At 66.8% G+C, this 20,136-nt stretch carries 19 protein-coding genes; 8 read left to right on the top strand and 11 right to left on the bottom strand.

Features of this window, described 5'->3' with window-relative positions; all coding sequences use genetic code 11:
- The 3 genes from SBI67_RS03090 to SBI67_RS03080 are packed head-to-tail and all read right to left on the bottom strand — an operon-like array spanning position 1 to position 3,301.
- Positions 1 to 1,182, bottom strand: a complete 1,182-nt coding sequence (locus tag SBI67_RS03090) for a thiolase family protein (RefSeq protein ID WP_318979135.1) — start codon at positions 1,180 to 1,182, stop codon at positions 1 to 3.
- A gap of 35 nt (positions 1,183 to 1,217) precedes the next feature.
- A complete protein-coding gene (locus SBI67_RS03085; protein WP_318979134.1) occupies positions 1,218 to 2,273 on the bottom strand; it encodes a thiolase family protein in 1,056 nt (351 codons plus the stop codon).
- Positions 2,274 to 2,287: 14 nt separating this feature from the next.
- Positions 2,288 to 3,301 carry a Zn-ribbon domain-containing OB-fold protein gene (locus SBI67_RS03080; protein ID WP_318979133.1) on the bottom strand — a complete coding sequence of 338 codons (1,014 nt, stop codon included), beginning with the start codon at positions 3,299 to 3,301 and terminating at the stop codon, positions 2,288 to 2,290.
- Positions 3,302 to 3,356: 55 nt separating this feature from the next.
- On the opposite strand from SBI67_RS03080, the gene SBI67_RS03075 reads away from it, so the two are divergent.
- The 3 genes from SBI67_RS03075 to SBI67_RS03065 all read left to right on the top strand — a co-directional run bounded on the left by SBI67_RS03075 (position 3,357) and on the right by SBI67_RS03065 (position 6,386).
- Entirely contained in the window at positions 3,357 to 4,388 is a 1,032-nt protein-coding gene (locus SBI67_RS03075) for an LLM class F420-dependent oxidoreductase (protein ID WP_318979132.1), read from the top strand.
- A gap of 112 nt (positions 4,389 to 4,500) precedes the next feature.
- The gene (locus SBI67_RS03070) at positions 4,501 to 5,181 is read left to right on the top strand and encodes an acetoacetate decarboxylase family protein (RefSeq protein ID WP_318979556.1); all 681 of its coding nucleotides are present in this window, start codon (positions 4,501 to 4,503) and stop codon (positions 5,179 to 5,181) included.
- A complete protein-coding gene (locus SBI67_RS03065) occupies positions 5,178 to 6,386 on the top strand; it encodes a cytochrome P450 (RefSeq protein ID WP_318979131.1) in 1,209 nt (402 codons plus the stop codon). Before SBI67_RS03070 ends, SBI67_RS03065 begins: the two co-directional genes overlap by 4 nt.
- Here the strand turns inward: SBI67_RS03065 and SBI67_RS03060 are convergent.
- Positions 6,358 to 7,404 carry an NAD-dependent epimerase/dehydratase family protein gene (locus SBI67_RS03060; protein WP_318979130.1) on the bottom strand — a complete coding sequence of 349 codons (1,047 nt, stop codon included), beginning with the start codon at positions 7,402 to 7,404 and terminating at the stop codon, positions 6,358 to 6,360. The two genes, SBI67_RS03065 and SBI67_RS03060, sit on opposite strands and share 29 nt — an antisense overlap.
- A gap of 132 nt (positions 7,405 to 7,536) precedes the next feature.
- Between SBI67_RS03060 and SBI67_RS03055 the strand changes: the two genes are divergently transcribed.
- Complete coding sequence (locus SBI67_RS03055) at positions 7,537 to 7,998, top strand: MarR family winged helix-turn-helix transcriptional regulator (RefSeq protein ID WP_318979129.1); 462 nt, start codon at positions 7,537 to 7,539, stop codon at positions 7,996 to 7,998.
- A 109-nt stretch (positions 7,999 to 8,107) separates the two neighbouring features.
- A complete protein-coding gene (locus tag SBI67_RS03050; RefSeq protein ID WP_318979128.1) occupies positions 8,108 to 9,484 on the top strand; it encodes an MFS transporter in 1,377 nt (458 codons plus the stop codon).
- Here the strand turns inward: SBI67_RS03050 and SBI67_RS03045 are convergent.
- Positions 9,459 to 9,938: a MarR family winged helix-turn-helix transcriptional regulator gene (locus SBI67_RS03045; protein WP_024453780.1), complete on the bottom strand. Its 480-nt coding sequence runs from the start codon at positions 9,936 to 9,938 to the stop codon at positions 9,459 to 9,461. The genes SBI67_RS03050 and SBI67_RS03045 overlap by 26 nt on opposite strands.
- 82 nt (positions 9,939 to 10,020) lie before the next feature.
- Between SBI67_RS03045 and SBI67_RS03040 the strand changes: the two genes are divergently transcribed.
- The gene (locus tag SBI67_RS03040; RefSeq protein ID WP_318979127.1) at positions 10,021 to 10,626 is read left to right on the top strand and encodes an FMN-dependent NADH-azoreductase; all 606 of its coding nucleotides are present in this window, start codon (positions 10,021 to 10,023) and stop codon (positions 10,624 to 10,626) included.
- Here the strand turns inward: SBI67_RS03040 and SBI67_RS03035 are convergent.
- Entirely contained in the window at positions 10,613 to 11,413 is an 801-nt protein-coding gene (locus tag SBI67_RS03035) for a crotonase/enoyl-CoA hydratase family protein (RefSeq protein ID WP_318979126.1), read from the bottom strand. The two genes, SBI67_RS03040 and SBI67_RS03035, sit on opposite strands and share 14 nt — an antisense overlap.
- Before the next feature lie 69 nt (positions 11,414 to 11,482).
- Here SBI67_RS03035 and SBI67_RS03030 point away from each other — a divergent pair, with 69 nt between their 5' ends.
- Positions 11,483 to 13,132 carry a medium/long-chain-fatty-acid--CoA/3-oxocholest-4-en-26-oate--CoA ligase gene (locus SBI67_RS03030; RefSeq protein WP_318979125.1) on the top strand — a complete coding sequence of 550 codons (1,650 nt, stop codon included), beginning with the start codon at positions 11,483 to 11,485 and terminating at the stop codon, positions 13,130 to 13,132.
- A complete protein-coding gene (locus tag SBI67_RS03025) occupies positions 13,132 to 14,253 on the top strand; it encodes an NAD(P)H-dependent flavin oxidoreductase (RefSeq protein ID WP_318979124.1) in 1,122 nt (373 codons plus the stop codon). The genes SBI67_RS03030 and SBI67_RS03025 overlap by 1 nt, the downstream gene beginning before the upstream one ends.
- A 3-nt stretch (positions 14,254 to 14,256) precedes the next feature.
- Here the strand turns inward: SBI67_RS03025 and SBI67_RS03020 are convergent, their stop codons facing one another.
- The 5 genes from SBI67_RS03020 to SBI67_RS03000 form a co-directional block, all read right to left on the bottom strand.
- The gene (locus tag SBI67_RS03020) at positions 14,257 to 14,766 is read right to left on the bottom strand and encodes a DinB family protein (RefSeq protein WP_318979123.1); all 510 of its coding nucleotides are present in this window, start codon (positions 14,764 to 14,766) and stop codon (positions 14,257 to 14,259) included.
- Entirely contained in the window at positions 14,763 to 16,316 is a 1,554-nt protein-coding gene (locus SBI67_RS03015) for a succinic semialdehyde dehydrogenase (RefSeq protein ID WP_318979122.1), read from the bottom strand. Before SBI67_RS03015 ends, SBI67_RS03020 begins: the two co-directional genes overlap by 4 nt.
- Positions 16,317 to 16,467: 151 nt before the next feature.
- A complete protein-coding gene (lpqN, locus tag SBI67_RS03010; RefSeq protein ID WP_318979121.1) occupies positions 16,468 to 17,187 on the bottom strand; it encodes an envelope biogenesis lipoprotein LpqN in 720 nt (239 codons plus the stop codon).
- 318 nt (positions 17,188 to 17,505) lie between these two features.
- Positions 17,506 to 19,017, bottom strand: a complete 1,512-nt coding sequence (gene fadD17, locus SBI67_RS03005; RefSeq protein WP_318979120.1) for a long-chain-fatty-acid--CoA ligase FadD17 — start codon at positions 19,015 to 19,017, stop codon at positions 17,506 to 17,508.
- A 13-nt stretch (positions 19,018 to 19,030) separates the two neighbouring features.
- Positions 19,031 to 20,128 (bottom strand): acyl-CoA dehydrogenase family protein, encoded by a 1,098-nt coding sequence (locus SBI67_RS03000; protein WP_318979119.1) that lies wholly within the window; start codon positions 20,126 to 20,128, stop codon positions 19,031 to 19,033.
- Positions 20,129 to 20,136 lie beyond the last annotated feature (8 nt).

Below are 20,136 nucleotides of genomic sequence, written 5' to 3'. Positions count from 1 at the left end.
TCAGCCCTTCGGCGTCGGCTTGTCGGCGCCCACCACCCACATCGAGTAGTACTGCGCACCACCGCCGTAGGCGTGGCCGAGCGCCTTCCGAGCACCGGGTACCTGGTGGTCGCCACCCTTGCCCATCACCTGGATGGCGGACTCGGCGAACCGGATCATGCCCGAGGCGCCGATCGGATTCGACGACAGCACCCCGCCGGACGCGTTGAACGGGATCCGCCCGCCGATCGCCGTCTCGCCGGCCTCGGTCAGTTTCCAGCCCTCGCCCTCCGGGGCGAACCCGAGGCTTTCCAGCCACATCGGCTCGTACCAGGAGAACGGCACGTAGACCTCGGCGGCGTCGATCTCGTCGATGGGCGAGGTGATGCCGGCGTCTCGCCAGAGCGCGGCGGCGGCATCCCGGCTGGCCTGCGGATTCACCTGATCGCGACCGGCGTAGGCCAGGGGTTCGGTGCGCAGGGCGGTCGCGTGCACCCAGGCGACCGGGTGCCCCTTGGCGAGATGCGCTTCCGCTGAGTTTTCATCGCCGATCACCATGGCCGCCGCACCGTCGGAGGACGGGCAGGTCTCGTCATAGCGGATCGGATCCCACAGCATCGGGGACTGCATCACCTTCTCGACGGTGATATCGGGCTGGTGCAGGTGCGCCAGCGGGTTCTTGGCCCCGTTGAGGCGGTCCTTGACGGCCACGATGGCGCCGATGTGGTTGGGGGCGCCGGAGCGGCGGATGTAGGCGCGGATGTGCGGGGCGAAGTACCCGCCGGCGCCGGCGCCCACCGGCTTGGTGAACGGCACCGGAATGCTCAACGCCCACATGGCATTCGACTCGGACTGCTTCTCCCACGCCATGGTCAGCACGCGCTTGTACTTACCGGACTGCACCAGGCTGGCCGCGACGATCGCGGTCGACCCACCGACCGAGCCTGCGGTGTGCACGCGGATCAGCGGCTTGTTGGTGGCGCCGACAGCGTCGGCCATGAACAGTTCGGGCATCATGACGCCCTCGAAGAAGTCGGGCGCCTTGCCGACCACCACCGCGTCGATATCGTCGAACGTGGAGTCGGCGTCCGCCAGCGCCCGGTCGATGGCCTCGCGCACCAGCCCGTTCATCGACACGTCGTGGCGTTTGGCGACGTACTTCGTCTGCCCGGTGCCCAGCACCGCTGCGAGCTTGCCCGCCACTAGATCTTCTCCTCTTCGCGCAAGCGGCTCATCGGCTACTTCCCTTCCAAAACGGCGACGAGATTCTGTTGCAGCGCTGGCCCACTGGTCGCGTGGGCCAGCACCCGCTGTGCTGAACCGTCGAAGATGTGCTGTGCGGCGAAACCGATGCGTTCCAGGCCCGCCGAGAACATCGGATTGGCGGACAGGGCACCACCGGAGGGGTTGATCTTGGTCTTGTCCGTCAAACCGATCGCTTCCTTGAGGATCAGGTGTTGGTGGGTGAAGGGTGCGTAGATCTCGGCCACGTCGATCGAGCCGGTATCGCCTCCCGTCGCCGCCTGCGCCGAGGCCGCTGTCGACGGCGATACCGTCAGGTCGCGGGCGCCCAGAATCGGTGTCTCGATCCGGTGCTCGAAACCCGTTATCCAGGCCGGGTTTTCGCGCAACTCGCGGGCCCTGTCACCGGCCGCCAGCACGATGGCCGACGCGCCGTCGGTGATCGGGGCGATGTCGTGGCGGCGTAGCGGATCGGCGAAGTAGGGCCGGGACAGCAGGTCGCCGATGCTGCCGGTGACCTCTTCCCGATCGGTGCGCCCACCCGCGGCGTAGGAGTCCAGCGCCACCTGGGCCATCAGCTCGGCCGTCCACTTACCGGCATCCAGGCCGGCCCTGGCCTGCAGCCCCGCCATGGACACCGAGTCCGGCCACAGCGGCGCAACGGTATACGGATCGGTCTGCAGGGCCAGCACCCGGCGCAGGGTGCCCGCCGAGGACTTGCCGAAGCCGTACACCAGCGCGGTCTCGACCTGCCCGGTGAGCAACTTGATGTAGGCCTCGTACAGCGCCCATGCGGCGTCCATCTCGACGTGGCTCTCGTTGATCGGCGGGATGGCGCCGATCGAGTCGATCGCCGAGATGAACGAGAATGCCCGGCCGGCAAGGTAATCGGATGACCCCGAGCACCAGAAGCCGATATCGGTCTGCTTGATGCCGAGTTCTTCGTAGAGCTGGTGGAAACACGGCATCAGCATCTCGACGCCGTTCGTGGTGCCGTCGGTGCGGCGGACGTGGGGCGCGTGCGCGAAGCCCACCACTGCGATATCAGTCATATGCGTGCAGGCCTTTACAGGTGGTGCTTGTAGGAGTCGTAATCGGCGTCGGGTTCACCGGTCGGCTTGAAGTAGTCGATGTTGTCGATACCCAGCCCCCATTCCTCGCGGGGCTTCCACACCGCCTGCACACGCATTCCCATCCGCACATCGGCCGGGTCGATCTCGGTGACCAGATGCAGGAACGGAATGTCGGCACCGTCGAGCAACACGTACGCCGCGACGTACGGCGGCTTGATGCGCTGCCCGGTGAACGGGATGTTGATGATCGCGAACGTGGTCACGGTGCCCCTGTCGGGCAGTTCGATGAACTCGTCGAGTGCCAGGCCGGTCGCCGGATCGGCTTCCTTCGGCGGGAAATACACCTTGCCGGGCTTGCCGTCGCGGCCGCTGCGAGTCCGGCCGCCGAGCAGCTTGCCCTCTTCCAGCGCCTTCAGGAAGGTCGTCTCGGGTAGCGACGCGGTGTGCTGGATCTCGATGAAACTCGGCGCCACCTGCACGGTGACCGGCTCCCTGGGATCTTGCGCGTCGGACGCGCCCTCGGGCTCGGAATCTTCCCCTGGCAAGAAGTAGGCGATATCGGTGATGGCGCCGACGGGTTCGTCCACCCAATGCGCGTGCACCCGGGCGCCGGTGCTGATCTCGTCGGCCGAGTTCACCGCGACCGCGTGCAGCAGCGGGGTGTCGGCACCGTCGAGCAGGATCAGCGCCCAGGCGAACGGCTTACTGAGGGGCTGTCCCTCCAGCGGGGTGGACTGCCAGGTCCAGGACCGCACGGTGCCGACCGCGCTCACCGGTACTACCTCGGTCAATGCCGCGTAGGTGACGGGGTCATACTCGGCAGGTGGTACGTGCACCCGGCCGTCCGAACCGCGCACGCCGACGATGCGTCGTTCGCGTAGCGCGGTGAAGAACTGAGACAGGAGCGGTCCGACTGAACGGGTGTAGTCGAATGAAAGCCTCAGCGGCGCCGAGAGGGGCCGCTCATGCTTGTCGATCTGCACCGGGCTGCTTTGGCCTGTGGTCACGGCATCGAGTAGAACAGGTTCTAAGAATGGTTTCAAGGACAGGTCTGGAGAAGCTATGAAGTTGGGTTTGCAGTTGGGTTATTGGGGCGCGAAGCCGCCGACCAACCACGCCGAACTCGTCGCGGCGGCCGAAGAAGCGAACTTCGACACCGTGTTCACGGCGGAGGCCTGGGGGTCGGATGCCTACACCCCGCTGGCCTGGTGGGGCCGGGAGACCACCCGGATGCGGCTGGGCACGTCGGTGCTGCAGCTCTCGGCGCGCACGCCCACCGCGCTGGCGATGGCCGCGCTGACGCTGGATCACCTGTCCGGTGGCAGGCATATCGTCGGCCTCGGGGTTTCCGGGCCGCAGGTCGTCGAGGGCTGGTACGGCGCGAAGTTCCCCAAGCCGTTGGCCCGCACCCGGGAGTACATCGACATCCTGCGTCAGGTGTGGGCGCGCGAGGCTCCCGTGCACAGCGACGGTCCGCATTACCCGCTGCCCGTCACGGGCGAGGGCACCTCGGGATTGGGCAAGAACCTCAAACCGATCACCCACCCGCTGCGCGCGGACATCCCGGTGATGCTGGGCGCCGAAGGCCCGAAGAACGTGGCGCTGGCCGCCGAGATCTGTGACGGCTGGTTGCCGATCTTCTACTCGCCGCGCATTGCGGGGATGTACAACGAGTGGCTGGACGAGGGTTTCGCCCGGCCGGGGGCGCGGCGCACCCGAGAGACCTTCGAGATCTGCGCGACCGCGCAGGTGGTGGTCACCGACGACCGGCCGGCCATCATGGAACTGATGAAACCGCACCTGGCGCTCTACATGGGTGGGATGGGTGCCGAGGACACCAATTTCCACGCCGACGTCTACCGCCGGATGGGTTACGCGGAGGTGGTCGACGACGTCACCAAGCTGTTCCGCAGCGACCGCAAAGACGAAGCGGCCAAGATCATCCCGGACGAACTCGTCGACGATTCGGCGATCGTGGGGGACCTCGACTACGTCAAGCAACAGATCAAGGCCTGGGAGGCCGCCGGCGTCACCATGATGGTCGTGGGGGCGCGGTCCGTCGAGCAGATCCGCGATCTTGCCGCCTTGGTGTGAACAGATCTTGCTGAGTGTCTAGAACACGTTCTAGATTGACGGTGTGACGCAGAACACCGACTTTTCGCGCGAGCGCTCATCGCAGCACACAATCCAGGGTGCCGTGCTGACCATGCCGGTGCGCGTGCGCACCGCCCGGCAGCACATGGCGATGTTCTCGGTGAACGCCGACGCGGCCCAACGGATGATCGACTACAGCGGTCTGCAGGTCTGCCGGTACCGGACGAACAAGGCCATCGTCGTGCTGATGTTGATGCACTACCTCGACACCGACCTGGGCCAGTACTACGAGTACGGCACCAATGTGATGGTCAACCCGCCGGGTTCGCGTGCGACGGGTCTGCGGGCGCTGCAGTCGGCCGGTGCGTTCATCCACCACCTGCCCGTCGATCAGTCGTTCACGCTGGAGGCCGGCCGGTCCATCTGGGGATACCCGAAGGTGTTGGCGGACTTCACCCTCCGTGGTCGGCCACACTTCTCCTTCGACGTCAGCATCGACGGCCGGCACGCCGTCGGGATGGATTTCCGGCCCGGACTGCCGATCCCGGCGATGGTCACCTCGGGCACCCGGGTGCACGCCACGTACTCCCATCTCGACGGCGTCACCCGGCAGACCGCCGGCGAGATGCGCATGACGGGTGTGCGATACCGGCCGGGTGGTGCCACGGTCCGTCTCGGCGACCACCCGTACGCACGCGAACTCGCCGATCTCGGCTTCCCCAGGCGCGCGCTGTTCTCCGGTTCGGCGGCGAACGTCGACATGACTTTCGGTGACGCCGAGGTGATCTCGTGACATCGGTGCTCGCCAAACCCGACGTCGACCTGGCCGACGGCCGTTTCTACGCCGACGGCCCTGCGGCTCGCGAAGCGTACCGGTGGATGCGGGCGAATCAGCCGGTGTTCCGGGACCGCAACGGTCAGGCCGCGGCCGCCAGCTATCAGGCGGTACTGGACACCGAGCGCCATCCCGAACTGTTCTCCAGCGCCGGCGGCATCCGGCCCGATCAACCCGCCATGCCGTACATGATCGACATGGACGACCCGGCACACCTGTTGCGGCGCAAGTTGGTCAACGCCGGATTCACCCGCAAGCGGGTGATGGACAAGCTGCCCTCCATCGAGCGGCTCTGCGACGCCCTGATCGACGGCGTCTGCGAGCGGGGCGAAGCCGACTTCGTCCGGGACATCGCCGCTCCGCTGCCGATGGCGGTGATCGGGGACATGCTCGGCGTGCTGCCCGAGGAACGCGAGATGCTGCTGCAGTGGTCGGATGACCTGGTATGCGGATTGTCTTCGCATGTCGACGAATTGACCGTGCAGAAGCTGATGGACACGTTCGCCGCCTATACCGCCTTCACCATGGACGTCATCGCCAAGCGGCGGACCGAACCCACCGAGGACCTGTTCTCCGTGCTGGTGCACTCGGAGGTGGACGGGCAGCGGATGAGCGATGACGAGATCGTCATGGAAACCCTGCTCATCCTCATCGGCGGCGACGAGACCACCCGGCACACCCTGTCCGGGGGCACCGAACAGCTGCTCCGGCACCGGGACCAATGGGAGTCGCTGGTGGCGCATCCCGATCTGCTGCCCGGCGCCATCGAGGAGATGCTGCGCTGGACATCGCCGGTGAAGAACATGTGCCGCACCGTCACGGCCGACACCGAATTCCACGGCACCCAGCTGCGAGCCGGCGAGAAGATCATGTTGATGTTCGAGTCGGCCAACTTCGACGAATCCGTCTTCGAAAATCCCGACGAGTTCCGCATCGACCGAAACCCGAACAGTCACTTGGCCTTCGGCTTCGGGACCCACTTCTGCCTGGGTAATCAGCTGGCCCGGCTGGAACTGCGGTTGATGACCGAGCGGGTGCTGCGCCGGCTGCCCGACCTGCGACTGGCCGACGATGCCGAGGTGCCGTTGCGGCCGGCCAACTTCGTCAGTGGTCCCGAGAGCATGCCGGTGGTGTTCACTCCGATGCCGCGGCTGCTGGGCTAGGTTCGGCGGCCGGCCCGGACGACGATCGGGCCATCTCCCGCATACCCACATCGAAACCCACCAGCGGTCGGTAGCCGAGGTCGGCGCGCGCGGCGCCGATGTCATAGCTGCGGTCACGGCCCATGATGGTGATCAGCCAGTTGTTCAGCGCAGGGGCGGTCGGTCTGCACAGCAGCCGGGCGCCGGCATCCACCACGGCCGCGATCGGCGCGGCGACGGCCACCGGAATGCTGCGGCTGTCGGAGACGTCGACGCCCTGGGTGGCCATCAGTGCCGTGAAGAAGTCGCGAATCGGCATCGGATGTCCGTCCGTCACGTAGTAGATCGCGCCGTCGCGACCGCGGGTGAGCGACAGGGTGACGGCCTCGGCGAGATTGTCGACGTGGATGTGGTCCATGACATGGCGGCCGTTGTCCAACCACACCCACTGGCCCCTGGCGGCCCTGTCGACGGCGTCGGCGATGGTGCCGATGCCCGGTCCCCAGATGAACGGCGGGCGAAGGATGACCAGACTCATGCCCGGTGTGGGGGTGCCGCGCAGCGCCCGCTCGGTCTGCAGCTTGACGCGGCAGTACGCGATGTTCGGAGTGCCGTCGTCGGTGGTCTCGTCGACGACGGTGGCGCGCTGGCTGCCGAGCGAGACACCAGCGGCGCTGATCAGGACGAAGCGCGACACACCCGCTTGCGCGGCAGCGGCGTGCAGGGCGACGGTGGGGTCGTGGTTGTCGGCCCGGAAACCGGCGTCGGGTCCCCAGAAATCCATGCGGGCGGCGGCGTGCACCACGGCGTCGACCGTGCCCAACTGGTCCAGCCATCCCGGCAGCTGGGTGGAGCTGGTGTCGGAGACCTTGGTGAGCTCGATGAGGTCGCCGCGCACCGCTTCGGCGCCGGCGTCGGTCACGGTGGCGGCACTGGAGGCCGAGCGCGCCAGCGCCAGCACGGTGTGGCCGTCGGCGCGTAGTCGGCCGATCAGATGCCGGCCGACGAAGCCGCTGCCGCCCGTCAGGAAAATACGCATGGAAGACTCCTCGTTCAGATCGCGATGCATCGGCAGAGATACATCAGTTTCGATGCATCGACGTAGATGTATTGATGTCAATAGATTGGCATCAATACACTTTGCTGTCAAGAGAGGTCACGGAGGTACGGCGTGGGGACGACTCGATCAGACGGCGACCAGCCCACGGCCGTCGAGCTCGCGGATAGCTTCGGGCGGGTGGCCAAGATCCTGGCCAGAGAATTCGACGAACGCCTCGCCGAGGTCGGGGTGTCGCTACCGCGGTCCCGCGTGCTGGCCGAGGTGGTCCGGTCGGGACCGGTCCGCGTCACCGATGTCGGCCAGGCCGTCGGCATCGCCCAGGGCACCGCCTCCACGCTGCTCGAGGCGCTGGTACGCGATGGTCTGGTCACCCGATCCGAGGACTCGGCGGACCGGCGGGTGACCAAGATGGTTGCCACGCCCAAGGGCATGCGGCAGGCCGAACTCTGGCAGCGGGCCTACCGGGCGGCCGCGGAGGATCTGTTCGCCGTCCTGCCGCGCTCGCGCTGGGCTGACCTCGTCGACATCATGGCGATCCTGGGCGGCGGTGGCCGGCCGGCGTCATCCGACTAGATCGAACACGTGGCAGGGTGAGAACGCAGGGTGAGAACTCCGCACTATTTGGGCTGAATTTCGGGCAGAGCCTTCACCCGGGCCCCGGGAGCCCGCTAAAGATGGTCCAATGACCACATCACAGGATCGGGCGGGGACGCGGGCGGACACTCGCCGGGCCATCTGGAACACCGTCAGGGGATCGTCGGGCAACCTGGTCGAGTGGTATGACGTCTACGTCTACACCGTCTTCGCGACGTATTTCGAGAAGCAGTTCTTCGACGAGGCCGACCAGAATTCGACCGTCTACGTCTATGCGATCTTCGCCGTCACCTTCCTGACCCGGCCGCTGGGCTCGTGGTTCTTCGGCCGGTTCGCCGACCGCCGTGGCCGCCGCGCCGCACTGACCGTCAGCGTCTCGCTGATGGCGCTGTGTTCGCTGGTGATCGCCCTGGTGCCCGGCCGGGAGAGTATCGGGGCGGCGGCTCCGATCATCCTGATCCTGTGCCGGCTGGTGCAGGGTTTCGCGACCGGCGGGGAGTACGGCACGTCGGCCACCTACATGTCCGAAGCGGCCACCCGGGAGCGGCGCGGCTTCTTCTCGTCGTTCCAGTACGTCACGCTGGTCGGCGGTCACGTGCTGGCCCAGTTCACCCTGCTGATCATCCTGACCACGCTGAGTAACGAGCAGGTGCACGAATTCGGTTGGCGCATCGGCTTCGCCATCGGCGGTGCGGCCGCCATCGTGGTGTTCTGGCTGCGCCGCACGATGGACGAATCGTTGTCGGCCGAACAACTGGCGGCCATCCGGGAAGGCAAGGACGACAGCGCGGGCTCGATCCGGGTGCTGCTCACCGACTACTGGAAGCCGCTGCTGCTGTGCTTCCTGATCACCCTCGGCGGCACCGTCGCGTTCTACGCCTACAGCGTCAACGCGCCGGCCATCGTCAAGGCCACCTACAAGAACGAGGCGATGACGGCCACCTGGATCAACCTTGTCGGACTGATCGTGCTGATGCTGCTGCAGCCGGTCGGCGGGCTGATCAGCGATAAGGTGGGGCGCAAGCCGCTGCTGCTGTTCTTCGGCATCGGCGGAGTCATCTACACGTACGTGTTGTATACCTATCTGCCGCAAACACATTCACCGATGCTGTCCTTCCTGCTGGTGGTCGTCGGCTACGTGATACTCACCGGCTACACCTCGATCAACGCGCTGGTGAAATCGGAGCTGTTCCCGGCCCGGGTCCGAGCCCTCGGCGTCGGCGTGGGCTACGCGCTGGCCAATTCGGCCTTCGGTGGCACCGCGCCACTGATCTACCAGGCGCTCAAGGCCCGCGACCAGGTGCCGCTGTTCATCGGATACGTGACGGTGTGCATCGCGGTGTCGCTGCTGGTGTACGTGTTCTTCCTGAAGAACAAGGCCAGCACCTATCTGGACCGCGAACAGGGTGAGGCGTTCCTGGCAGCCGCCGAAGACGGGGTCAGTGGTCTTCGCCGGTACAGCTGACGGCCGGCGGCGTCTCGGGTTTGCCTGCCGTCACCTCTGCCGCCCGCTGAAGGAGGCCGTGCAAGGTGCTCAGCTCGTCATGGGTCAGCGCGCCGAACATGTGATGCTCCATGGTCGCCAGGGCCTTCTCCGCCTCGGCGAGCCGGGCCGCACCGGTTTCGGTGACGACCACGGTGTGCCGGCGGCGGTCCTCGGGGGAGCGCCGGCGTTCGGCCAACCCGGCCGACTCCAGTTCGTTGAGCAGGATCACCACATTGGTCGGATCGATACCGAGGGAGTCGGCGAGCCCCGCCTGGCCCTGCTCGCCGAAATCGCGGAGCAGTGTGAGCGCGATGATATGCCTGGTTCGGAGGCCGACCTTGGCGATCTCGGCCTCCGCGGTACCACGCAACCGTCGTAGGACCAGGTCCAACAGGGGGCCGAGCAGCAACTCCTGGCGCGGCGGCGTGCTCACGGCGTGAGTCTACGGGAATTCGAAAGCCTAGAATGGTGTATAGATAGTTAGTGAACCACTAACTATCCATCAGGAGTCGATCATGTCGAATCTGTTGCACATCGATTCATCGGTGCAGGGCGAACGGTCGGTGAGCCGTCGCCTCACCGCACGCGCCGCGGAACGCTGGCTGGCCGCGCATCCCGGCGGCACCGTCACCTATCGGGATTTGGCCGCCGATCCGCTACCGCACCTGGATCCGGCGACATCGGCGTCCTTGAGCGCGACGTTGGTCGGGGAGATCACCGCCGCCGACGCGATCGTGCTCGGACTGCCGCTCTACAACTTCGGGCCGCCGAGCACCGTGAAGGCGTGGGTGGATCACATCGTGGCGGCCGGCCTGTCCATGGACGCCGACACCGGCGCCGGGCTGCTGGGCGGCACCGATTTCGTGGCGATCGAGACGCGTGGTGGCGGGTACGGCCCCGGAACGCCGCGCGAAGGGTGGGACCATGCCCAGACCTGGCTGACGCACGGGGTGTCGCTGACGGGCCTGCAGCCCCGTTTCGTCGTCGTCGAGTTGACCATGGCCGACGTCAACCCGGCCATGGCCGAGCTGAAACCCCTTGCCGCACAAAGCCTTGCTGATGGCGAGGCGCAGATCGATGCGCTCTGGGCGTCGGCGGGGTTGAGCCCTACCTCATCTTGAACTGGGGCGCCCGCTTCTCCTTGAACGCCAACGGACCTTCCTTGGCGTCCTCGGACAGGAACACCGGGATGCCGTTGGCGGTGTCGGGCTTGAACGCGTCCAACTCGTGCATGCCCTCGGTATCGCGGATCGTCTTGAGGATGGCCTGCACCGCCAGCGGTCCGTTGTTGTTGATCACCTCGGCGATCTCCAGCGCCTTGTCCAGCGCGGTGCCGTCGGGCACCACATAGCCGATCAGTCCGTAGTCCAGTGCCTGCTGCGCGGTGATGTGGCGTCCGGTCAGCAGCATGTCGCACGCGATGGTGTACGGGATCTGGCGCACCAGGCGAACCGCCGAGCCGCCCATCGGGTACAGGCTCCATTTGGCCTCGGAGATGCCGAATTTGGCGCTCACCCCGGCCACCCGGATATCGGTGCCCTGCAGGATCTCTGTGCCGCCCGCGATCGCCGGACCTTCCACGGCCGCGATCAGCGGCTTGGTCAGCCGGCGGCCCTTGAGCAGCCCGTCGATGCGGGACGGGTCGTAGCTGCCGTCCTTGAACGAATCGCCCGGCGGCTTCTTGGTGGCGCCCTTGAGGTCCATGCCTGCGCAGAAGTACCCGCCGGCGCCGGTCAGGATGCAGGTGCGGATCTCCGGATCGTCGTCGACGCGGTCCCAGGCCTCGACCATGATCGAGAGCATCTCGCCGGAAAGGGCGTTACGCGCCTCCGGGCGGTTGAGCGTCACGATCAGAGTGTGTCCGCGCTGCTCAATGAGGGCGTCGGGCCCTTTCTCGGTCTCACCCACGGGTATCAGCCTCTCTGCAATTTCGACCCAGACTTGTCTCGAAATGTAACACGTTCTAGTTTAGGTTCCGTGGTCCTGAATATCGCCGATCTCGCCGAGCACGCCATCGACGCTGTGCCTGACCGTGTCGCCCTCATCAGTGGCGACCAAAAGCTCACCTATGCCGAGTTGGAGGAGAAGGCGAACCGGTTCGCCCACTACCTCCAGACCCAAGGTATCCAGAAGGACGACAAGGTCGGCCTGTACTGCCGCAATCGCATCGAGATCGTCATCGCGATGCTCGGCATCGTCAAGGCCGGCGCCATCCTGGTGAACGTCAACTTCCGTTATGTCGAGGGCGAACTGAAGTACCTGTTCGACAACTCGGACATGGTCGCGCTGGTGCACGAGCGCCGCTACGCCGACCGGGTGGCCAATGTGCTGCCCGAGACGCCGAACGTCAAGAGGGTCCTGGTCGTAGAGGACGGAACCGACGACGATTACCAGCGGTACGGCGGCGTGGAGTTCTACTCCGCCATCGCGCCGCACTCCGCTGACCGCGACTTCGGTCCGCGCAGCGAGGACGCCATCTACCTGCTGTACACCGGCGGCACCACGGGATTCCCCAAGGGAGTCATGTGGCGGCACGAGGACATCTACCGGGTGCTGCTGGGCGGCACCGACTTCGCCACCGGTGAACCGCTGGCCGACGAGTACGACCTGTCCCGCCAGGCCGCGGCCAACGGGCCGATGGTGCGCTACCCGATCCCGCCGATGATCCACGGTGCCACCCAGTCGGCCACCTGGATGGCGCTATTCTCCGGCGGCACCGTGCTGTTGGTCCCGGAGTTCAACGCCGACGAGGTATGGCAGGCCATCCACGACCACAAGGTCAACCTGCTGTTCTTCACCGGTGACGCGATGGCCCGCCCGTTGCTGGATTCGCTTCTGGCACATCAGGACAACGGCAACCAGTTCGACCTGTCCAGCCTGTTCCTACTGGCCAGCACCGCCGCCCTGTTCTCCACCAGCCTCAAGGAGAAATTCCTCGAGCTGCTGCCCAACCGGGTCATCACCGACTCGATCGGCTCGTCCGAGACCGGCTTCGGTGGTACCAGCGTGGTGGCCAAGGGGCAGTCGCACACCGGCGGGCCGCGGGTGACGATCGACAAGAACACGGTCGTGCTCGACGAGGACGGTAACGAGGTGGTGCCCGGCTCGGGTGTGCGCGGCATCATCGCCAAGCGCGGCCACATCCCGGTGGGGTATTTCAAGGACGAGAAGAAGACCGCCGAGACGTTTCGCACCATCAACGGTGTGCGGTACGCGATCCCGGGCGACTACGCCACCGTCGAGGCCGACGGCAGCGTGACCATGTTGGGCCGCGGTTCGGTGTCGATCAACAGCGGTGGCGAGAAGATCTACCCCGAAGAGGTGGAGGCCGCCCTCAAGGGCCATCCCGACGTGTTCGACGCCTTGGTGGTCGGCGTGCCCGACGAACGCTTCGGCAATCACGTCGCCGCCGTGGTCCAACCGCGCGACGGCACCCGGCCGACACTGGCCGATCTCGACGCGTTCGTACGTACCGAGATCGCGGGATACAAAGTGCCGCGCAGCCTTTGGCTGGTCGACGAGGTGAAGCGGTCCCCGGCCGGTAAGCCCGACTACCGCTGGGCCAAGGACGTCACCGAAGAGCGCCCGGCCGACGAGGTGCACGCCAAGCATGTAGGAGCCAAGTAATGCACACAGAACTCTGCGACAGGTTCGGGATCGAATACCCGATCTTCGTCTTCACCCCGTCGGAGAAGGTGGCCGCCGCGGTCAGCAAGGCCGGTGGTCTCGGCGTGCTGGGCTGTGTGCGGTTCAACGATGCCGACGACCTCGAAGAAGTCCTGCAGTGGATGGACGCCAACACCGACGGCAAGCCGTACGGGGTGGACGTGGTGATGCCTGCCAAGATCCCCACCGAGGGCAGCGCCGTCGACATCAACAAGCTGATCCCGCAGAGTCACCGTGACTTCGTCGCGAAAACCCTTGCCGACCTTGGTGTTCCGCCGCTACCTGAGGACGGGGAGCGCAACGAGGGCGTGCTGGGCTGGTTGCACTCGGTGGCCCGAAGCCATGTCGACGTGGCGCTCAAGCACCCGATCAAGCTGATCGCCAACGCGCTGGGTTCCCCGCCGGTGGACGTCATCGAGCAGGCGCACGCCGCCGGCGTCCCGGTGGCCGCGCTCGCCGGTAGCGCCAAACACGCGCTGCGCCATGTGGAGAACGGCGTGGACATCGTCGTCGCGCAGGGCCACGAGGCGGGCGGACACACCGGCGAGATCGGTTCGGTCGTCCTGTGGCCCGAGATCGTCGATGCGCTCGACGGTAAGGCGCCGGTGCTGGCCGCCGGCGGTATCGGTACGGGCAAGCAGGTGGCCGCCGCGCTCGCGCTCGGCGCCTCCGGTGTGTGGATGGGCTCGGCCTTTCTCACCTCCGCCGAGTACGACCTCGGCCATCGGGAGCCCGGTGGCACGTCCACCATCCAGGAGGCGCTGCTGCGCGCCACCACCGCAGACACGGTGCGCCGCAAGATCTACACCGGCAAGCCGGCCCGGTTGCTGAAGACCAAGTGGACCGAGGCGTGGGACGCCCCAGACGCACCGGAGCCGCTGCCCATGCCGCTGCAGAACATCCTCGTCAGCGAGGCGCACCAGCGGATGAACGAGTCGGACAATCCGGACACGGTGTCCATGCCGGTCGGTCAGATCGTGGGCCGGATGAACGAGATCCGTCCCGTCGCCGACATCATCGCCGAGCTGGTGGCCGGGTTCGAGCAGGCCACCAAGCGCCTCGACGACATCGCCGGCGGGTAGCGCTCAGACGCCCCTGGCCCCGTCGATCCGCTCCCTGATCAGGTCGGCATGCCCGCAATGACGGGCGTACTCGGCGATCACATGGGTGTAGATCCAGCGCAGCGTCACGGCTGCACCCATGAAGGGGCTGGTGTCGTCCAGTGCGCGGCCGGCACAGTTGGCCTTGGCGACGGCGATCTCGTCCTGCCAGGTGCGCAACACCGACGCGAACGAGGTGTCGGGTGCGATGTCGAAACCACCGGAATGTCCGTCGGGGGAGCGTTCGCCGTCGAGCGGCGGCACATCCTCGCCCAGCAGCACCCGGCGGAACCAGTTGCGCTCCACTTCGGCCTCGTGCTGCACCAACCCCATCAACGTCAGGGGCGACGGTTCGGCACTGGCCGTGCGTAACTGGTCGTCGGTCAGGCCGGAGCATTTTTCGGCCAGGGTGCCGCGATAGAAGTCGAGCCAGCCCTCGAGGTTGGTGCGCTCGTCCGCGTCCAGCGGGGGTCTGGTCCGTTCGGTATCGCTCACCGCCCGGGGAGCTTCTGCACCGCTTGGATCATCGGGGTCAGCGCCTTCTGCCACCAGGCCGACGGAATGCCCAGCGGCGGATCGAGATTGAGCACTCGCGCGGTGGACACCGTCTGGGATTCCGTGTACTTGAGGATACCGTCGGCGCCGTGCCGGCGTCCGACACCGGAGGCCTTCATGCCGCCCATCGGCGCGGCCGTGCTGCCGAAGGCTAGCGCGTAACCCTCGTCGACGTTGACGGTGCCGGCCTGCAGCCGGGCTGCGATCGCCTCGCCCTCGGCTTTGGTGCCGGCCCACACGCTGGCGTTGAGGCCGTACTCGGTGTCGTTGGCCTTGGCGATCGCCTCGTCGACCGAATCGACGGGGTAGATCGACACCAGCGGGCCGAACGTCTCATTGCGGCCGCATTCCATCTCGTCGGTGACGTCGGTGAGCACCGTCGGCTCGTAGAACAGCGGGCCGATATCGGGCCGGGCGTTGCCGCCGGCGATCACCTTGGCGCCCTTGGCCTTTGCATCGTCGACATGCCCGGACACCGTCTTGATCTGATCCTCGGAGATCAGGCTGCCCATATCGGCGTTGAAGTCGTAGGTCGCGGCGAGCTTCATCGCGGTGACCTGCTTTGCGAACTTGGTGGCGAACTCGTCGGCCACCGCCCGCTCGACGTAGATCCGTTCGATGGAGATGCACAGCTGGCCGGCGTTGGAGAAGCAGGCCCGGGTGGCGGCCTTGGCTGCCACGTCCAGGTTGGCGCCCGCGGTCACGATCATCGGGTTCTTGCCGCCCAACTCGGCGGAAAAACCGATCAGCCGGCTGCCGCACTGCTCGGCCAGGTTCCGGCCGGTGGCGGTGGACCCGGTGAACATCAGGTAGTCGCAGTTCTGCACGATCGCGGTGCCGACCACCGAGCCGGGGCCGGGCACCACGGCGAACAGATCCCGCGGCAGGCCGGCCTGGTACAGCAACTCGGCATTGGCGAGCGTGCAGTAGGGGGTCTGGCTGTCGGGTTTCACCACGACGGCGTTTCCGGCCAGTAGGGCGGGGATCGAATCCGAGATGGACAGGGCCATCGGGTAGTTCCACGGCGAGATCACCCCGATCACGCCCTTGGGATGGTGGTTGACCACGGTCTTGACGATTCCTGGCAGGAGGCCCTGCACCCGCTTGGTGCCCAGTAGTTTGACCGCCTCGCGCGCGTAGTACCGCGCGTTGAGGATCATGTCGACGATCTCCTCCTGCGCGGCCGAGCGGGCCTTGCCCGTCTCCGCCTGCCCGACGTCCATCAGGAAGTCGCGGTTGGCGATCACCAGGTCGCGGAACCGTTCGATGATCGCGGACCGCTCGGCGACCGGGCGGTTGGCCCACTCACGTTGTGCGGCACGTGCTTTGGTGAACGCTGCGGCGACGTCGTCGGCGGTGCCGACCGGGATGGTGGTCAGTTCGCGGCCGGTGAACACCTCCTCGATCGGCTTGGACGGGCGCGCATCGATGTCGGCGATGGCGACCAGCGTGCGCAGTCGTGCGAAGTCGGCGGCTGATGGAGCGGGCATGGCCGACCCTCCCTTACTGGTGAGTAACTAGCGGTTAGGGCAAACCTACTCGGTACCGGCGGTCACGCAAAGAGCGCAGGTCCGATTTCTTCCCCGACGACGCACGATGCCTCCACGGGGCGTACCCGTGGAGGCATCGTCATCGGTTGCGTCAGGGCGTGATGGTGGTACCCGAATCGATGGCATCGGTTGCCGCGCCCACGATGTCCATCTGGTCCTCCAGACCGTCGGCGTTGAGCTGCAACACATACAGCCCGTCGCTGCCCGGGATCACGACCGTCTTCTGCGCCACGATCTTCTTCTGGCCGTCCTGGACCCAGGTTCCGCCGAGTTGGAAGGCCGGGTACTCGCCGAGCGTGCTCGTGGCACCTTCGTTCAGTGGTTCGTAACCGGACAGGTTCTGCAGCTCACCCGGCGCCAGGTCGAGGATCTTCTGCGGGTCGACGTTGCCGGTCAGCTTGGACACGATCGCGACGACGCTCGGGGTGTACTCCGCGGCCTCCGGACCGGTGTACACGATCGCACCGTAGGCCCAATCCGGGGTGTCGGCCCCGGCGGTTTCCCAGCCTTCCGGCACCGGCAGGTCGATGGTCGGCGAACCTGGGTCGCCACGCCTGACCTGGGTCTCCTGGATGTTGTTTTCCTTGATGTAGCTCGCGATGGTCTCGTGCGGACCGGTCGCATCCTCGTCACGGGGGGCCACCTTGGGCTTGCTGGTGGATGTCTTGCTGGTCGTCGGTTTCTCCGAGGACGACGCGGTGGTCTTTTCGCTGCTGCTGGCCGCGGTCTTGGTGTCCGAGCCGCAGCCCGACAGGACCACGGCGAAGGCGGTGGCCGCGGCCGCCAGGCCGGTGAGCGCAGATGCTCTCATGACATAAGCTCCTTGTGGGTAAAGTTCTTCCGAATGCAATTACGGCAAAAGGGCACCGTTATGCATTGCCGGTTGGAAGCGTAGCCCAGCTGCGTGTTCGCTGTGGTGAGTAGAACTACTCCAATTCGCGGGCATTAAAACATGTCCCGCGACGGCTAATTCTCGTACGATTACCGACCCGGTCGGCCCTGGTCCGCTGGGTACGTCGGGCTATGCAGCCCCCCGGCCAGGAATGGTTTGTCCGGCGCCCAATCCCGACAAATCCGACGCCGGGGATATCGACGCGCAGCCATTTCGTCGGCAATCACCGCCGCGGCGTCAACCGCGTACCGCCGGCCGTTCGATGGCATGCACCGGATCGGCGCAATCGGTCGCTTCGGCCGACAGTTCGCGCTTGAGCACTTTGAACGTCTCGGTGCGGGGCAGTGCCGTGCTGACCCGGATGAGCGACGGCCACTGCTTGGGGCCGAGGTCGGGCTGGGCGTCGAGGAACGTGACGAATTCGGTCGCGTCGAACGTCGCGCCGGGTGCGGGCACCACGGCGGCCATCACCCGGTCGCCGACAGCCGGGTCGGGGATGGGGTAGACGGCCACCTCGGCGATGCCGGGATGGCGCAGCAGGATCCGTTCGATCGGCGCGGTGCCGAGGTTCTCGCCGTCGACGCGCATCCAATCGCCAAGGCGCCCGGCGAAATACACGTAACCGGCGTCGTCGCGGTAGGCGAGGTCGCCGGTGTGGTACACCCCGCCGGCCATGCGCTCGGCCTCGGCTTCCGGTGCGTTGTAGTAGCCGCGGAACCATCCGGGGCCGGTCGGGTTCACGATCTCGCCCACCACACCCGGTGGACACGGTCGCCCGGTCTCCACATCCACGATGGCCACCTCATCGGTCAGCGGGCCCAACGATCCGTCCGGGGTGTCAGGGGTGCGCGCGATCGCCACCCCGCCTTCGGTGGAGCCGAACCCGTCGACCACCCGCACCCCGAACCGGTCGGCGAAGCGGACCAGATCCCGCGCAGCGCCCTCGTTGCCGTAGAGGAACTTCAACGGGTTGTCCGCATCATCTGCCTGCTCGGGGGCGGCCAGGATGTAGGACAGCGGTTTACCGACGTAGTTGGCGTAGGTGGCACCGTAGCGGCGGACATCCGGGATGAACTGCGAGGCGGAGAACTTGCGCCGCAACGCGATCGAGGCGCCCGCGGCGACAGCGACCGCCCAGCCGGCCATGATGGCGTTGGAGTGGAACAGCGGCATGGCCAAGTAACAGGTGTCGGTCGGGCCGAGGCCGAACCGTTCGGCCAGCATCCGGCCGGGGAAGGCCACCTTGTCGTGGGTGACCCGAACGGCCTTGGGCTCGCCACTGGTGCCCGAGGTGAAGATCAGCATGAACAGGTCGTCGGGAGAACGCTCGGCGAATGTCACCGAGGCGCCGGTATAGCGGCCCAGTTCGGCCGCCCACTGCGGGGATTCGACATCGATGTGGTCGACGCCCTCCGGTAGTTCCGCACCGGAGTCGGCGAGAACGACCTGACAGTCCGCACGTTCGATATCGCGGACCAGCGCCGCGCCGCGGCGGGTCGGGTTCAGGCCCACCGGTACCAGGCCGGACATCCCCGCAGCGACCAAGACGGTGGAAAAGAACGGCGTATTACCCAGCAGCACACCGATATGCGGAGGCCGGTCCGGGGCGAGCCGGGCCCGCAAGGCGCACGCCAACGACGCCCCCGCCGCGATGTGGTCATGCCAGCTGGTGAACTCGTCGCCGTAGTGCACGCCGCGGTCGGTGACGCCGACCAGCGGGGCCAGCAAGGAGCCAACGGTGTCGGTCATTCAGGCCGATCATTCAGGCCGGGGTGTCGGCCAGCTCGCGCCCGATCCGTAGCAGCTGCCCGGTGGCGCCGCCGAGAGTGAACTCGGTCTGCTTGGCGGCCAGGAAGTAGCGGTGGACCGGGTGATCGATGTCGATGCCGACGCCGCCGTGTACGTGCACCGCGGTATGCGCGACGCGGTGGCCCGCGTCGGCTGCCCAGAACGCGGCGGTGGCCACGTCGATATCGGCGGGGAGATCCTCGGAGAGCCGCCAGGCGGCCTGGGTGAGGGTCGAGCGCAGCGCTTTGACGTCGATGTAGTTGTCGGCCAGCCGTGACGACACGGCTTGGAAGCTGCCGATCGGCCGATCGAACTGCTCGCGCTCGCGCGCGTAGAGGGCGGTCAGCTCCAGCGCCCGCTCCAGCACGCCGAGCTGGAAAGCGCTGCGGCCGAGGGCGCTGTGCACCGTCAGCCAGTCGAGTACCTCGTGTCCGCCGACGATCCGGGCGGCCTCGGCGGGAGCACCACCGAGTTCCAGATGCCCGACGCTGCCGTGACCGGTGGTGTCCAGCGAACTGACCGTCACGCCGGGATCGCCCGACGTGACCAGGAAAACCTGCACCCCGGAAGGTGTTTCGGCCGGGACCAGGAACGCGTCGGCCACCGGACCGTAGGGCACCTGGGTGCGGGTGCCGGTCAGGCGGAATCCGCCGTCAGCCTCCTGTGCCCGAACCGGACCCTCACCCATCTCACCGTCGAGGGCCACCGTGACGACCTTGGTGCCGTCGACCGCAGGGGCAGCCCAATCGCCCTGCAGGGCTGCGGATCCGAATTTGGCCAGCGCACCTGCGGCCAGCACGGCGGATTCCAGGTAGGGCACCGCGGCGAGCTGGCGCCCCAGCGCGGTGAGCACGGCGGTTTGCTCGAGCACGCCGAACCCGCCACCGCCGACGGATTCCGGTGCGGCGGTGGACAGGACGTCGGCATCGATCAGCTTGGCCCACAGATCGCGGTCGAAGCGCTGCTCGAGCCCGTCCAACGTGCGTTGGTGTTCGGGGGTGCACACCGACTCGGTGATGGTGCGGACCAGGCCGGCCAGGTCGGTCGACGCCTCGGTAGGGGTGAAGTCCATGTGACGTC

Source organism: Mycolicibacterium chengduense (assembly GCF_033741155.1).
Lineage (GTDB): Bacteria > Actinomycetota > Actinomycetes > Mycobacteriales > Mycobacteriaceae > Mycobacterium.
This window is presented reverse-complemented; position numbering and strand designations above follow the sequence as displayed.

Bases quoted from the DNA above. Each gene is read 5' to 3' on its own strand.
- SBI67_RS03025 (WP_318979124.1), top strand. From the start codon at position 13,132: ATGCACACAGAACTCTGCGACAGGTTCGGGATCGAATACCCGATCTTC.
- lpqN (WP_318979121.1), bottom strand. From the start codon at position 17,187: ATGAGAGCATCTGCGCTCACCGGCCTGGCGGCCGCGGCCACCGCCTTC.
- SBI67_RS03075 (WP_318979132.1), top strand. From the start codon at position 3,357: ATGAAGTTGGGTTTGCAGTTGGGTTATTGGGGCGCGAAGCCGCCGACC.
- SBI67_RS03040 (WP_318979127.1), top strand. From the start codon at position 10,021: ATGTCGAATCTGTTGCACATCGATTCATCGGTGCAGGGCGAACGGTCG.
- SBI67_RS03085 (WP_318979134.1), bottom strand. From the start codon at position 2,273: ATGACTGATATCGCAGTGGTGGGCTTCGCGCACGCGCCCCACGTCCGC.
- SBI67_RS03015 (WP_318979122.1), bottom strand. From the start codon at position 16,316: ATGCCCGCTCCATCAGCCGCCGACTTCGCACGACTGCGCACGCTGGTC.
- SBI67_RS03050 (WP_318979128.1), top strand. From the start codon at position 8,108: ATGACCACATCACAGGATCGGGCGGGGACGCGGGCGGACACTCGCCGG.
- SBI67_RS03000 (WP_318979119.1), bottom strand. From the start codon at position 20,128: ATGGACTTCACCCCTACCGAGGCGTCGACCGACCTGGCCGGCCTGGTC.
- fadD17 (WP_318979120.1), bottom strand. From the start codon at position 19,017: ATGACCGACACCGTTGGCTCCTTGCTGGCCCCGCTGGTCGGCGTCACC.
- SBI67_RS03060 (WP_318979130.1), bottom strand. From the start codon at position 7,404: ATGCGTATTTTCCTGACGGGCGGCAGCGGCTTCGTCGGCCGGCATCTG.
- SBI67_RS03070 (WP_318979556.1), top strand. From the start codon at position 4,501: ATGCCGGTGCGCGTGCGCACCGCCCGGCAGCACATGGCGATGTTCTCG.